Below are 14,064 nucleotides of genomic sequence, written 5' to 3' on the forward strand. Positions count from 1 at the left end.
TATTCATTGTTATGTACTCAGTTAAAGAACTCTTTACCACTTTGCAAGGAGAGGGTGCGCAAGCAGGGCGTGCAGCCGTATTTTGTCGCTTTGCTGGCTGTAATCTCTGGTCGGGGAGAGAGGAAGATCGCGCTACTGCTGTTTGTCAGTTCTGTGACACCAATTTTGTTGGAACGGATGGTATAGGTGGTGGGAAATTTGAGAGCGCCGATGATTTAGCAAAAGCGATTGAGTCTGCATGGCAAGAGGCTATGAACACACAGCACTATCGCTATGTGGTGATGACCGGTGGCGAGCCTTTATTGCAATTAGATGCCTCATTGATAGAGGCCTTACATCATCGGCATTTTGAAATAGCAATTGAGACCAATGGCACGATCAAGATCCCTAAAGGGATTGACTGGGTTTGTTTAAGCCCCAAAGCCAATGCTGATCTGATGGTAATGCAGGCTGATGAAATCAAGTTAGTTGTTCCGCAGATAGAACATCAACCCATTGAAACAACTTTGCACCGTTTTGAGGGTATGGATTTTAGGCATCGTTATTTACAACCCATGGATGGCCCTAATTTAAGTGAAAATACGGCATATGCCGTTGAGTTGTGCCAAAAAAATCCCTTATGGCGCTTAAGTGTGCAGACTCACAAAATGATCGGAATTCTGTAATGGTGGACCAAAACTCTGTAACGATTACTCGGCGCCTCGAGTTTGATGCGGGACATCGTATTCCGCATCATGCTGGTAAGTGCTGTCATTTGCATGGCCATCGATATGCGATTGAGCTTACTGTGTCTGGACCGGTACATGCATCGCGCGGTCAGTCTGACGATGGCATGGTGATCGATTTTGGAGACATTAAGCAACTAGCACTCAAGCACCTGGTAGAGCCCTGGGATCATGCCTTTCTGGTCGCAAAGCAGGATACCGTCTTGGTGAAATTCTTGGAAAGTTTGCCTAGTCACAAAACAGTGATCTTAGAGGATGTCCCCACCGTTGAAAACCTGGTTAAATTCGCCTTTGATATTTTGGCTCCAGTGTTTGCAACGGAAACAAAAGGACAGCTGGTCTTGCAGGCAATCCGTTTATATGAGACCCCAAACTGTTGGGCTGACTATCGAGCAAAAAGCGGTTCCAAAACTTGATGACCGGTACCCAAGACCAAGCTTATATGCGTCTTGCTATCGAGCAGGCTAGATTGGCTGGTGCCCAAGGAGAGGTCCCCGTAGGCGCCATCTTGGTTCACAAAGAGCAAGTGATTGGAAAGGGTTTTAATCAGCCCATTACATTACATGACCCCAGCGCTCATGCAGAGATGGTAGCTATTCGAGAGGCTGCTAAATCCCTAGAGAACTATCGGATTCCAGAATCAACCCTATATGTGACCTTGGAACCCTGCGCGATGTGTTGTGGGGTAATACTTCATGCTAGAGTCAAGCGTGTGGTGTTTGGTGCGACCGATCCTAAAACTGGAATGGCTGGTAGTGTTGGTGATTTGTTTGCAATCCAGCAGATTAATCATCAGACCGAGGTAGAGGGCGGGGTATTGGCAGACGAGTGCGGTGAGTTACTCAGAGAGTTTTTTAAACAGCGACGTACATGAAGATCCATTTAATTGCTCCCTCGGGAGCGAGCCCAGATATGCGTAGCCCAGAAAGCGCTTTGCATTGGCTTAAGCAGCAGGGCGTTATGGTCTCTAATGCGCAATGCGCACAAAGAGTATTTGAGCGCTTTGCAGGCACTGATGCAGAACGCCTTGGTGAGTTAAATGCAATTGCTAATCTAGACCCCAATCAGGTTGTAATCTCTGTACGAGGTGGCTATGGATTGCACCGACTCCTCGATCAGGTTAACTGGAAGGCAATTGCGATTGCCGTCAAGCAGGGTTTGCAGATCTGTGGCCATAGTGATTTCACGGGATTTCAGATGGGGCTATTAGCCAAGACCGGCACAATTAGCCTTGCAGGCCCAATGCTCAATTACGACTTTGGCCCCCTCAATGAGTTTGGCGAATCCGAGGCTCCAAGCCAATTTACCTGGACTCATTTTCAGAGTGCAGTAGAGAACCGCCGATTTAGTATTGCAGTACCCGATGCCCAACCCTGGGCAGGTGCCGTTGATCTTTCCCAAAATATTGAAGGTATGCTTTGGGGCGGTAATTTAAGCATCATCACTACTCTATTGGGAACGGAGTATTTTCCATCGGATAAACAAATAATGGGCGGTATCCTTTTTATTGAGGATATCAATGAGCATCCTTATCGGATTGAGCGCATGCTGCTGCAATTGCATGAGGCAGGGGTTTTGGGTAAACAGCGCGCTATTCTTTTGGGGCATTTTAGTCAATACCGCTTGTACGAAGTCGATCGGGGCTATAAGCTAGATACTGCAATTGATTTGATTCGTAAACGTGTGCCTAAGTCAATCCCCATTCTGACTGGTTTGCCATTTGGTCATATTAAAGATAAATTAACACTTCCAGTGGGAGCTCAAGTGAACTTACAAGCAAGTACCAAAGGTTTTGTATTGGAAGGAAAATGGTAAAACGTGCCCATTCGATTATTCTGGCAGGACTCTGTTTCTTATTTGCGAGCACAGTAATGGCCCTTGAGGAACCAAAATACACCGTGATTGAAAGTTCCCCACCCTTTGAATTGCGTCAGTATGCACCTATGATTGTGGCCGAGGTGTATGTGGATGGTGATATGAGTGATGCGGGCAGTAAAGGCTTTCGTCTCATTGCGGGTTATATCTTTGGCAAGAACCAATCCAAAACCAAGCTAGCCGATGACCTGCAAGGTAGTGAGAAGATTGCCATGACTGTACCCGTCACGATGGAGCCAAAGACAGGGGGTAGCGAGAAGATTGCGATGACCGCCCCCGTGACCATGGAGACCCAAAAGAAAAACTCCAATCAATGGCGCATGTTTTTTGTCATGCCTAGTCAATACACATTGACTAGCTTACCAACCCCTACCAGCCCTGAAGTTAAGCTTAGAGAGATCCCTCCCCAGAAAAAAGCGGTGATTACCTATAGCGGCTTTAATTCAGATGAAAAGACGCAAGAGAAAGCCCAAGAACTGCGCGTCTGGATGAAATCTAAAAACTTGACTCCTGCTAGTGAGCCGCAACTCGCGCGCTACAACCCACCATGGAGTATTCCATTCTTGCGGCGTAACGAAGTTATGTTTGACTACTAAGAACCCGATAAGATGCCCCAGCATCCTCTCCCAAAGCGGTTTGTAAGGTAGGTAGTAGTTTTTCTAGATAGGGATGTAAGGTCCATACGGGATTAATGACAAACATCCCGCTCGCCTGAAGACGACGCTCTGTTGGCTCATGGGTAATTCGGAGTTCTGCATGGGTCCAGGGGCGCCCATAGTTTTCTGCAATTGCTTTGAGTCGTTTGGGTAATTGAATGGACTCAGTGCGCTGGAGTATTGGATACCAAATGAGATAAGAGCCTGTTGCAAAACGGTCTAATGCCTCAGTTAAGCAGGTCTCTAATAAGAAATAATCCTGCTTATTTTCATAGGAAGGATCAATAAGGATCAAACCTCTTCGGCTCGGCGGAGGAAGCAGGGCTTTTAAGCTAGTAAAACCATCCTCTTTGCGAACCTCGATTTGTCGATCTAAATGAAGTTGCTTAATATTTTGCTCCAACAAGTCAATATCACTCGGATGGAGTTCAAACAGTCGTAGACGATCTTGAGTGCGTAGGAGCTTGGCCATCAAGAATGGTGAACCAGGATAAAAATCAATTCGATTCGGCGGATTAATACTGTTAACAAGATCAATGTACGCTTGAAGCTCAGAGTAATTCGTCTGAGGATCTTGATTACTAATAATACGATCAATGCCGGTAAGTGCCTCTTGACTGACGGTCGCAAAGCCCTCTCGTAATGAATACAGTCCTGCGCCCGCATGGGTATCAACTAGCAGGAGGGCGCCATCCTTTTCTTGCAAATAAGAAACGCTATGAATCAAAACAAGGTGCTTTAGAACATCCGCATGATTGCCAGCATGAAAGGCATGGCGATAACTAAACATCAGCTTGAGGCTTGTTCTGACGTAAGACAAACAAGACGAGCGTAATCACCAAAATAGCACTGCCGATGTATTGCAATATCTGATTATGCGGAAAGTCTAAGACCGTAGTTTGTAAAACATACAGCACTACAAAACCTGCAATAGCAATGACACGAGGGACCAGGTTGGTGGGACTCAATTGAGCATCTCTAATACTGAGTGCCCAGCGACTGGCGATTAAGCCACACCAAATACCTAATGCAGAGCCCACCAATACATCGCCTGGCCAATGTGCCCCAACGGCATTACGAGAGATGCCGGTGAGGATTGCTAAGACAAATAAAACAATCAATAAATTACGCTTGGGCTGGGGGGTGGAAAAGAATAGCGCACTTGCCACCGAAAAGACCGTTAGGGTATGTCCTGAAGGCAAGGCGTGATGTAACAGGGGATCGCCCAGTATATGAAAGCTATTTTGGCTAAGAACCCCGGCAGGGCGAGGTAAGCCAATCAGAGGCTTAAGACTCAAACTGATTACGGCTGCAAGCGCCCCAGAGATCAATGCTGCACAGAGTTGTCGAGGCGCATAGAGCACCAGCGGAAAGCACAAAGCAAAAATACCCCAACCGTTACCCAAAAAGGTGAACCAAGCCCATGCCCAGTTGGGTAACACTTGAGCTGCGTGATTAAGCCAAAGAAAGAGCTCTAACTCTTTACCGCTCGTTATTAAGATGAGCCATAGACTCAGAGGGATGAGTGGGATAGCCCAAGCGCGACCAAAGTTCATGGGCTGGCGGTCTTTATAAAGTTCGAGTGCGATCGGCCGCAGCAATTTGAGCAGCGAGTTGATTCATCACTTGTGGGACCGTAATAGCTTTCATGCAAACATTATCTTGGCAAGGGGTCTTGCGATGGTTAGCAGCGCTTACGCAAGGCGAACATGCTAATTGGGCTGTAATCGGAATCGATTTACCAAGAGAGCCATATAACGCCGGGGTCTCTGGACCGAAGAGAACTACAGTATGTAAATCGGTGACCGAAGAGAAGTGGCCTGGGCCCGAGTCATTGGTAACCATCGCATGCGATAGGGTGTATAGAGCTGGAAGTTCAGAGAAGCGCACGTGACCTGCAAAATTGATGGCATGTTTTACCTTGGCAGCTAAGCGTACTCCCTCAACATAAGTATGCTCTGCGGGTGAGCCCGTGATTAAAATGAGATCTTCGGGCCAGTGCTGATGTGTTGCAACGATCAGCTCTGAGAAGCGTTCTGGGGCCCAACGACGTTGCGGGAGCAAATCACTCGCATTCGGGTTAATTAAGATGATGCGTTGTTGACCATACTTAAACGGAATCATGGCCTGTTGGGCTAGATTCTCAATACGGAGTTGCAGGTGTTGCTTGACCATAGGGTCAATAACTGCCTGCGCAAGCTCAATCTCTTGATCGGTGATGGCTATTTTGCTAAAGGGCCTTTCTTCTTCGTTTGCAAAAGCTGCATACACGAGCGAAATAAAGTTTTTAGCAATATGAATATGCGGGTTGTAATGCACTTTACGGGTTAGCATCGTGCCACGCCATAAACCTTCCCCATGAAAAATATCATAGCCAACACGCCTTCTCGCACCACACAGACCAGTCAGAAGTGCTGTGAAACGAGAGAACAGTTCTAGATCAATCACTGTATCAATCCGATAAAAACGTGCCTTCACTAAGAAGCGCAGAGTATCGAAAGCTAACTTCCACAAGCTAGAGGAATCAATTGTAAAAATATGGTTGGGATGAACGGTATTTAACAAACCAAGACTGGCAGCATTGCTCTTGAATATAAGGAAGTAGATCTCGGCACCATTCGCTTGGGCTTTGCGCATAGCTGGATCCACCAAGATGGCGCTCCCCATTTCGGAGAGCTCAATAAAGAGAAGCTTTTTAGGATCGCCCGACCGTGTAAATGGCCTAGAAAGGATATCCAGTAAGGCAACAATGGGGCTAGCAATCGCACAAAGTGGCACCCCTACCCAGTGATCAATGGTCCGCATTGCATTGACGCTAATTGCCATTCTGCTTTTATCCTTTATGTCCTAGGCTATATTTTATGCCCACGACCGTCTAACTACGCTTTAGTAATTTGTAGGCGCCTGGCAAGACGCACAATAAAGTAATTGCGCCATAGCTAATGGATCCCAAAACAGTTAGGGAGGGATTAACTCCCCAGAGGGCCAAGACGGAGGCTAGGGTGGCTTCACGTAAGCCCCAACCCGAGATACTAATTGGTAACATGAGTAAAAGACTCAAGGCGGGTAAACCAATCATCAGGGCCTCAGTCGGTACCTCAGCACCATAGGCTTTGAGACAAAAACCTAAAGCCAAAATATTGAAGCAATGAATGGATACCGCAAATATCCCTTGAGCAATATTGGTGGGCCAGGCAAACGCCAGACGGATTCCGGGAAGAGCATGATGCAAATCAAAGCGCGCTAAGAGTTTTTCAATCCAGATCAGTAGCGGTTTATAGCTCAGAGCAAAAGCAAGTGCGCACCCAGCACCCAACATCACTAGCAGAATCAAGTAACCCAATTCAGTGCCCCAGGTGCCTAGCGTGGCGCCGCCAATCACTAGACCAATGCCGCCTAAGATATTGTTACCCATAAGACCCACGACTCGATCTAACAGGGTCATGGAAAAACCTAAACGTAATTTAGGGCTTTGCTGCTTAAGATCATCCGCATGACTGAGTTCTTCAGCCAGTTCTTTTTCTTGGCTAAGTTGCCCGCTCCGAGTTAAGTGAGTACCGGCAATAGCGCGGTAGCTATCGCCACCCAGCGTGCTGGGCAGACCCTGATTAATTAAACCTCCCGAGAAATATAAAGCCACATACCCAAGCAAGCTTCCCTGAAAGCCTGCTCGTTGCATAAATAAACCCCAGCGTAGACCGCCACAGATAAAGGCAGCAGTAATACAAAGACCACCCGCAACGAGCCACTGGGCTTGTAATTGCAGTTCGGACTCAAACAGGGCTTTCCAATCGATACCGCTAGTGGCTTTCCATAACAACGCAATCGATAGAACAATCCGAATGGTGGGCCAGCTGCGCTTTAGTATTACTTTCCATTGAGAGCTCATGGACGTAAGGATAATGCCTCGCGCTCTGGTTTTGACTTTCCACCCCAGCCTTGACAATAACTAAGTTCAAATTGGCTTAAGGCTTGACCTAAATGGGCTATCCGTAAGCGATCTAGGGGGCGACAGGTTCTAAATTGCCCTTCACCCACCGGAGCCTTAAATGACATCTCAGACCAGTTCAGTAAGATGACATTTGATCCCTCGGGAAGCTTACCAAACCACAAATCAAACTGATCCTGACGATCATCCAACACAAAAATAGGTGTTGGCTTGGCGTACCATGCCACCCGACTAGCCAATGTCCAATTTTGAACTGCAATGCCGCTCGCCTTCAATTCATTGACCAAGAGATTGGCGCGCGTGGACGCAGAACGCCAGCCGTATAAATCGGCCAAGGGATTTGTCTTGAACTGACTCGCAATCGGATAGCCTGCGGTCATAACCAATGTCAGTCCGCTAATCACTAGAGTACCTTGGACCGCCAGAATAAGAGAGATCAACCAGCGTTTACCGCTTTGCCACCATTGCGCAAGACCCAGCCCCGCAATGGGTGCTAAACAAAACCACGCAGGGGTGGTCCAGTGCGGCAAGCCTCCACCCCCGGACAAAATAGCGAAGACACTAAATGGCAAAACAAAGAACACTAGCAAGATACTCACAAATGGGCGCACAGAAAAACCGATCGCCCGTGAATACAACCATAATCCGAGGAGAGGCAAAAAGCCAAAGACCATTACCTGTGCCCCGACGAATGCAGCAACACGTCGCCATAGCCAAGTGCCACCACTGCCATGATCGATCTGATATTTAAATGAGATCCAATCATGTTGGGCATTCCAAAGCAATACGGGGCTAATGAGAAGAAGTGCGATTGCAATGGCACTATAAAAACCTGCCTGCTTTAGAAAGGTAAAGCGGGGAATGCTGATACAGGCGATAGCGAAGGCAAGCACAAACAGAATGGCAGTGTACTTACTAAGACCTGCTAAACCAAACAATAAACCTAAGATAATCCATTGATAAAAACGTAGTTGCCCATCTTGTTTAAGCCATTGCAATGCCATCCAGAGGACACCAAGGCTTAGCGGTGTTAATAAAGAATCAGGCACCAAGCCGACGGCAAGAACATGGGGCAAGGGTGCAAACACAATGATGGCTACTGCAGCAAGACCTGCAAAAGATGGATTGTTGTGATCAACCCTTTTTATAAACAGTGAACGATTGGAGCAATACGTATTGAGTTGATCTGCGATTTGGTAAACCAATAGACAGGAGATCATCCATAACGTAATTGGTATTAGGCGCAAAATGCCATCGGGCGCATTAATGGCAACCAAGGGCCATTGGATCCAGCCTACTAAGGGAGGGTGATCAAAATAACTCCAGGCTAGGTGATTGGCGTAGAGGGCGTAGTGAGCCTCGTCCACTGACAGCTCCGTAGTAAACCCCAATACCAAATGAATGGCGGTACCCAGCAACACCAAGATAAGAGACCAAGTAAAGGGAGACTGCTTGGATACTGGGGATGACATGAACAGAGAGTCGCCTTAGACTTCGTTGGCGCGATAGAGTTGATAAAGGGCATGGTAGCCATCTCGGCTCATTCCCTTATCAAGCATCAATTGGTATAAGCGCTTCGCTTGTGCCAACCCCGGTAGCTTTAATCCCATTTCTTCAGCAGAATCAATTGCAAGACCAATATCTTTCACAAAATGCTCTGCCATAAAGCCTGGTGCAAAGTCTCCCTTGATCATGCGGGGACCTTGAACATTAAGCTGTGTGCCGCCAGCAGCACCGCTGCCAATTACTTTTAATACCGCAGTGGCATCCAAGCCCGACTTTTGGGCATACCGAATGCCTTCACATACCCCCATGATGGTGGAAGCAATCACAATTTGATTACAAAGTTTGGCATGCTGCCCGGAGCCTGCTGGGCCAAGAAGAGCAATGTTATTGCCCATACATTCCAAAATAGGGAAGACCTGTTTAAATGCATCTGCATCGCCGCCCACCATAATCGATAGTCGTGCATCGCGCGCACCGATATCACCACCCGATACTGGCGCATCAAGTACAGCTATTTTTTTTGAAAGAGCATCTTTAGCAATACGAGCCGCCAAACTTGGACTAGAGGTGGTCATGTCGATTGCAATCGATCCTGCTTTGGCTCCAGCCAAAATACCATCGACACCTAGATATACCTCTTCTACATCTTTAGGGTAGCCAATGATGGTGATAATGATGTCGGCGTGTGTCGCAAGCTCTTTGGGAGAGTGATGCCAGATGGCGCCTTGCTCGATGAGTGAGGCTGTTTTCTCTTTTGAGCGATTGAATACATGCAAGGGATATCCCGCTTTGATGATATGGAGAGCCATGCTCTTACCCATAATGCCGGTACCAATAAAGCCAATGGTAGGAAGTGTTTTTGTATTCATCGTTCTATTTTAGAGGGGCTGAGCCTTACCTTGTTTGCGTTGAATCCCAAGCCAAATCAAGGCCAGCACAATAACACTCATCGGGATGATGGAGCCTAAATTAAGCAAGGTCCAGCCTTGTGTCGTTACTAAGACACCAGAGCTTAAGGCGGAGAGGGCAGTTGCCAAAAATACAAAGAAATTAATTGCACCTTGCGCTTTGTCACGTTCAGCAGGTCGATAAGATTCGAGCGCCAAAGCAGTGCTGCTAGTGAACAAAAAGTTCCAACCCACACCCAAAAGAAAGAGCGCAATCAAAAAATGTGTAAAGCTCACACCAGAGAGAGCAATCATGACGCAGATGAGATTAAGGGCAGCACCAATTCGTAGGACCCACATGACCCCAATGCGTTTGATCAGGGTGCCCGTAAAAAATCCGGGGGCAAACATACCAATCACATGCCACTCCAATACCCACACCGTCTTATCAAAACTAAAGCCACACACTTCCATAGCTAGTGGGGTGGCTGCCATGAGTAAATTCATCACGCCATACGCTAATGCAGCAGTTAGGGTGCACACAATAAAGAGCGGTTGGCGCATGATCTCGGACAGAGGCCGACTTTCACTCGAATTCTGAGCCAACACTTTTTCTTGAAATTGAATTTGAGTAATCACCCATAGAGCAATCACAGAGACTCCTGCTAACGTAATGTATGCCCCCGCAAAGGGTTGCATAAACCAATCGCGAGTCCAGTTGGCCAGATTAGGACCCAAGACTGCACCGAGGATGCCGCCCGCTAGCACCCACGAGATTGCTTTCTCTTTTGCCGTTTTATCAGCTAGCTCTGCCGCTGCAAAGCGATAGAGTTGGGCGTTAGCGTTATAAAACCCTGCAATAACCGTTCCTAAATTAAGAAGCCAAAAGTGTTTCTCAAGGGTCGCATAAGCGCACAGTAAGGATGCAAAGAACGCAACGATGAGTGCAATCTGAAACGAGCGCTGACGACCCAGTTGCTTTTGAATTCTGGCCACGATGGTGGTTGCCAAAGCACTACCTACTACATAGCCCATCACTGGCAAGGTGGCCATCCAAGAGGCTGGCGCTAGCGCAAAACCCACTAGACCATTAATGGCAATAAAAGTGACATTATTCGTTAAATAAAGACCTTGGGCTAAGGTCAAAAACCACAAGTTTTTATTCATATGCAAGACAGGCAAAGCTCTACGATAATGCATCAACTTATGCGCCGATATTTCAATCTCATTCTGATGGGGGCTGTAATTACTGGTCTTGTGGCCTGCGCTAGCTATTCCGAGCATGAGGATCACGCGGAGGTCAAAAAGCTTGATCCACTTGTTCCGCGCGAAGAGCCACAAAAGTTCTCAGTACAAGAGGATGGTCGTCTACCCAAAGGGTGGAGTTTTTATCGAGTCACACCCAATAAAAAGAACACGGCTTATCGTCTGCAGCAATATCAAGGTCGCACAGTCCTAAAAGCTGAATCCAATCAATCTGCTTCCGGATTGGCAGTCAAACTGAATCCACGTCCATCTCAGCACTTATGGCTCAAATGGGAATGGAAGGCACTATCACACCTTGATCAAGCAGATAACCTTGATAAATATGCCGACGATGCGCCACTTCGTCTGATGGTCGCGTTTGATGGTGATCGCTCGAAACTATCACTGAAAGACAGAATGGTTGCCGAGATGGCGCAACTTCTGAGTGGCCAAGAAATGCCTTATGCCACCTTAATGTATGTTTGGTCCCCCAAAGGGCAGTTGGAGCAAATCAATAACAATCCTTACACCGAGCGCGTCAAGCTGATCGCTGTTGATGCTGGTAAAGAGAACCTAGGTCAATGGCGCATGCATCAACGCGATCTCACTGCCGATTACATCAAGGCCTATGGCTACGCACCTGGCAACTTAATCGGGATTGCTTTGATGACTGACACCGATGCCACGAAATCACAGACCAAGGCGTATTACGGTGATATTGAACTCCTATACAGAAAATACCGCTAATTAGTTCAGTCAAACAAGATCTTTCTGTGGGACTTTTGGAAAAATTAGGCCAATCCAGTTATGATAGTTGGTTAACCCCCATATATCGTAAGGCTTATTGAGGAGACAGAATTGTCGGTCAGTATTGAATCAGTGCAACAGGCACTTAAGTCTGTAAAAGATCCTAACACCCAGATTGACTTTGTCAGTGCTAAGTCAGCACGCAACATCAAAGTAAACGATGGGGATGTATCGATGGATATCGTCTTAGGCTATCCCGCTAAGAGCCAGATCGATCTCATCCGTAAATTAGTGGTCACGGCAATCCGTGAGTTACCCGGCGTGAAGAACGTGAGCGTCGCCATTACGACCGACATCGTAGCCCACTCGGTGCAGCGTGGCGTCAAACTATTACCGGGCGTCAAAAATATTATTGCAGTTGCCAGTGGCAAGGGTGGCGTTGGTAAGTCAACCACAGCAGTCAATCTTGCATTAGCTCTCGCTGCCGAGGGTGCGCAAGTCGGTATTTTGGATGCGGATATTTATGGTCCAAGCCAACCCATGATGCTTGGTATTACGGGGCGCCCAGAATCATTGGCTGAGAACACTATTGAGCCAATGGAAGGTCATGGCATACAAGCCAGCTCGATTGGTTTCTTGATTGAGGCAGACAACCCCATGGTATGGCGTGGCCCAATGGTGACCTCTGCCCTAGAGCAATTGCTGCGGCAAACACGTTGGCGCGATCTGGATTACCTGATTGTGGATATGCCCCCTGGGACGGGTGATATTCAATTAACCTTGTCACAAAAAGTTCCGGTGACTGGGTCTGTGATTGTGACTACCCCGCAAGATATCGCACTGCTGGATGCGCGCAAAGGTCTCAAAATGTTCGAGAAGGTTGGCATTCCCATCATCGGCATTATTGAGAATATGAGCACCTATGTTTGTCCCAAATGTAGTCATGAAGAACATATTTTTGGTGAGGGCGGTGGCAAGAAAATGTGCCAAGACTATGGCGTTGACTTCTTGGGCGCACTGCCATTGAACTTATCCATTCGGGAGCAGGCAGACTCTGGAAGACCTACTGTTGTTGCGGACCCCGATGGTGCGATTAGCGCAATTTACAAAGGGATTGCACGACAAGTAGCGATTCGGGTTGCGAACCTGACCAAAGATATGAGCAGTAAGTTCCCCAGTATCGTTGTGCAAAAGACTTAGTAATAGAAGCTCATCATGCGTTTTGCCATCATTATTCGCAAACAGAAGATTGATAATCCATGGCAGAACTATCGTTGGAAACCCATTGAGGTCATTCCTGATATCGGTCAGTTTGGTAAAAGTCTAGAGCTTGCCGGCACGGAGCAAAACCGTAAAGTGGTAGGCCGCTTTCTGGAGCGAGATGATGAGGGCGAATCCTGGTTGTTTGCAGGTTTTGATTATCATTTCTTCGCCGATGAGGCAGAGGGCTATTTTCTAAATATCACTGCACCCGAGCCTTGTTGGTTTGTCATGTGGCGTCTGGAAGTGGATTATCAAGACTACTTGGAACCAAATTCAATGGCATCTGTGATTAATGAAGATGGTGCAGGCATTGCAGTACCACATCGTTTGATGCTGAGTTATAACGAGGCATCTCGTTTAATTGATGGTGGCGAGTCGGTCGATACGGCACCATTGCAAGCAGAGATGAAATCATACTTAGCGGAATATGTCACAGCAAACTACAAACCTGAACCCAAGAAACGTGCCCGGCCCGCTTCATTCAAAGGTGCAAACCGTCCTGCAGAGCCCCAATGACCCAATCTAATTTCTTAAATCGGTGGGCGCGCAAGAAGGCGGGAGTCACAGAGGAGTCCGTTAAGGATGGGTCGCAGCAGACTGCCCCCGGTCTTGTTGATAAGGCCTTGCAGCCAGACCCCGCATTAACTCCTGCACCCGATGATTTAACGAAACCATCAGAGACACCGCAAGCACTCACATTAGAAGATGTTGAAAAGATTGATGTGAAAGCTGCTGATTTCTCAGCTTTTATGCGAGCAGATGTGGACCCAGTAGTTCAGCAGGCCGCTATGAAAAAAATGTTTAGTGACCCGCACTTTAATGTGATGGATGGCCTTGATATTTATATTGACGACTACACCAAGCCCGATCCCATTCCGATGGAAATGCTCAAGCGTATGGCTCAATCCGATATGTTGGGTATTTTTAAGACCACCGATGAGCTGTATCCCGAGTTTAAGGATGCCAAAAAGGATTCTGATACGGAAGGGAATGCGCAGTTCGAGACAGATAGCAAAGAGGCCTTAGCAGAGCCCTCGCCCAATGACAATGTGACTGTTAATCCAAACCCTCGCCACGCTCACCGGCGGATCGATATAGAATCTAGCGATTCTGACCCAAACGAAATCCAAAACCAGCAAACTGGAGAGAGACAAATTAAGCCTGATTCCAGTACCTAGTACTGAAATCCTTAGTTTTCTGATTGAATGACT

The 14,064-nt window shown here is 47.3% G+C and carries 16 protein-coding genes; 9 read left to right on the forward strand and 7 right to left on the reverse strand.

The window, feature by feature from the left end; translation table 11 throughout:
• The first annotated feature begins 11 nt into the window (after positions 1–11).
• The 5 genes from queE to NKE59_RS03005 are packed head-to-tail and all read left to right on the forward strand — an operon-like array spanning position 12 to position 3,196.
• Positions 12–665, forward strand: a complete 654-nt coding sequence (gene queE / locus NKE59_RS02985) for a 7-carboxy-7-deazaguanine synthase (RefSeq protein ID WP_353439459.1) — start codon at positions 12–14, stop codon at positions 663–665.
• Complete coding sequence (locus NKE59_RS02990) at positions 665–1,141, forward strand: 6-carboxytetrahydropterin synthase (protein WP_353439460.1); 477 nt, start codon at positions 665–667, stop codon at positions 1,139–1,141. The genes queE and NKE59_RS02990 overlap by 1 nt, the downstream gene beginning before the upstream one ends.
• Positions 1,141–1,599 carry a tRNA adenosine(34) deaminase TadA gene (gene tadA / locus NKE59_RS02995; protein ID WP_353439461.1) on the forward strand — a complete coding sequence of 153 codons (459 nt, stop codon included), beginning with the start codon at positions 1,141–1,143 and terminating at the stop codon, positions 1,597–1,599. Before NKE59_RS02990 ends, tadA begins: the two co-directional genes overlap by 1 nt.
• Complete coding sequence (locus NKE59_RS03000; RefSeq protein ID WP_353439462.1) at positions 1,596–2,540, forward strand: LD-carboxypeptidase; 945 nt, start codon at positions 1,596–1,598, stop codon at positions 2,538–2,540. The genes tadA and NKE59_RS03000 overlap by 4 nt, the downstream gene beginning before the upstream one ends.
• Positions 2,534–3,196, forward strand: a complete 663-nt coding sequence (locus tag NKE59_RS03005; RefSeq protein ID WP_353439463.1) for a heme-binding protein — start codon at positions 2,534–2,536, stop codon at positions 3,194–3,196. Before NKE59_RS03000 ends, NKE59_RS03005 begins: the two co-directional genes overlap by 7 nt.
• On the opposite strand, the gene rlmJ is transcribed toward NKE59_RS03005, so the two are convergent.
• Genes rlmJ through NKE59_RS03040 form a run of 7 tightly spaced genes read right to left on the reverse strand, consistent with a single transcriptional unit; the run spans position 3,180 to position 10,765 of the window.
• Entirely contained in the window at positions 3,180–4,046 is an 867-nt protein-coding gene (gene rlmJ / locus NKE59_RS03010; protein ID WP_353439464.1) for a 23S rRNA (adenine(2030)-N(6))-methyltransferase RlmJ, read from the reverse strand. The genes NKE59_RS03005 and rlmJ overlap by 17 nt on opposite strands.
• Entirely contained in the window at positions 4,039–4,812 is a 774-nt protein-coding gene (locus NKE59_RS03015) for a phosphatase PAP2 family protein (RefSeq protein WP_353439465.1), read from the reverse strand. The genes rlmJ and NKE59_RS03015 overlap by 8 nt, the downstream gene beginning before the upstream one ends.
• Before the next feature lie 13 nt (positions 4,813–4,825).
• Entirely contained in the window at positions 4,826–6,082 is a 1,257-nt protein-coding gene (locus NKE59_RS03020; protein WP_353439467.1) for a glycosyltransferase family 9 protein, read from the reverse strand.
• Positions 6,083–6,131: 49 nt separating this feature from the next.
• The gene (locus NKE59_RS03025) at positions 6,132–7,145 is read right to left on the reverse strand and encodes a lysylphosphatidylglycerol synthase transmembrane domain-containing protein (RefSeq protein WP_353439468.1); all 1,014 of its coding nucleotides are present in this window, start codon (positions 7,143–7,145) and stop codon (positions 6,132–6,134) included.
• A complete protein-coding gene (locus NKE59_RS03030; protein WP_353439469.1) occupies positions 7,142–8,677 on the reverse strand; it encodes a glycosyltransferase family 39 protein in 1,536 nt (511 codons plus the stop codon). The genes NKE59_RS03025 and NKE59_RS03030 overlap by 4 nt, the downstream gene beginning before the upstream one ends.
• Before the next feature lie 15 nt (positions 8,678–8,692).
• Positions 8,693–9,580 (reverse strand): NAD(P)-dependent oxidoreductase, encoded by an 888-nt coding sequence (locus tag NKE59_RS03035; RefSeq protein WP_353439470.1) that lies wholly within the window; start codon positions 9,578–9,580, stop codon positions 8,693–8,695.
• Positions 9,581–9,589: 9 nt separating this feature from the next.
• Positions 9,590–10,765 carry an MFS transporter gene (locus NKE59_RS03040; protein WP_353439471.1) on the reverse strand — a complete coding sequence of 392 codons (1,176 nt, stop codon included), beginning with the start codon at positions 10,763–10,765 and terminating at the stop codon, positions 9,590–9,592.
• A 27-nt stretch (positions 10,766–10,792) separates the two neighbouring features.
• On the opposite strand from NKE59_RS03040, the gene NKE59_RS03045 reads away from it, so the two are divergent.
• The 4 genes from NKE59_RS03045 (at position 10,793) to NKE59_RS03060 (ending at position 14,031) form a co-directional block, all read left to right on the forward strand.
• Positions 10,793–11,590, forward strand: coding sequence for a DUF3047 domain-containing protein (locus NKE59_RS03045; RefSeq protein ID WP_353439472.1), 798 nt, complete (start codon positions 10,793–10,795; stop codon positions 11,588–11,590).
• A gap of 111 nt (positions 11,591–11,701) precedes the next feature.
• Positions 11,702–12,790: an iron-sulfur cluster carrier protein ApbC gene (apbC, locus tag NKE59_RS03050; protein WP_353439473.1), complete on the forward strand. Its 1,089-nt coding sequence runs from the start codon at positions 11,702–11,704 to the stop codon at positions 12,788–12,790.
• Positions 12,791–12,805: 15 nt separating this feature from the next.
• The gene (locus NKE59_RS03055) at positions 12,806–13,369 is read left to right on the forward strand and encodes a DUF3305 domain-containing protein (protein ID WP_353439474.1); all 564 of its coding nucleotides are present in this window, start codon (positions 12,806–12,808) and stop codon (positions 13,367–13,369) included.
• A complete protein-coding gene (locus NKE59_RS03060; protein ID WP_353439476.1) occupies positions 13,366–14,031 on the forward strand; it encodes a DUF3306 domain-containing protein in 666 nt (221 codons plus the stop codon). The genes NKE59_RS03055 and NKE59_RS03060 overlap by 4 nt, the downstream gene beginning before the upstream one ends.
• The last annotated feature ends 33 nt before the right edge of the window (positions 14,032–14,064 follow it).

The sequence above is a fragment of the Polynucleobacter sp. UK-FUSCHL-C3 genome, assembly GCF_040409815.1.
In the GTDB taxonomy this organism is placed as follows: domain Bacteria; phylum Pseudomonadota; class Gammaproteobacteria; order Burkholderiales; family Burkholderiaceae; genus Polynucleobacter.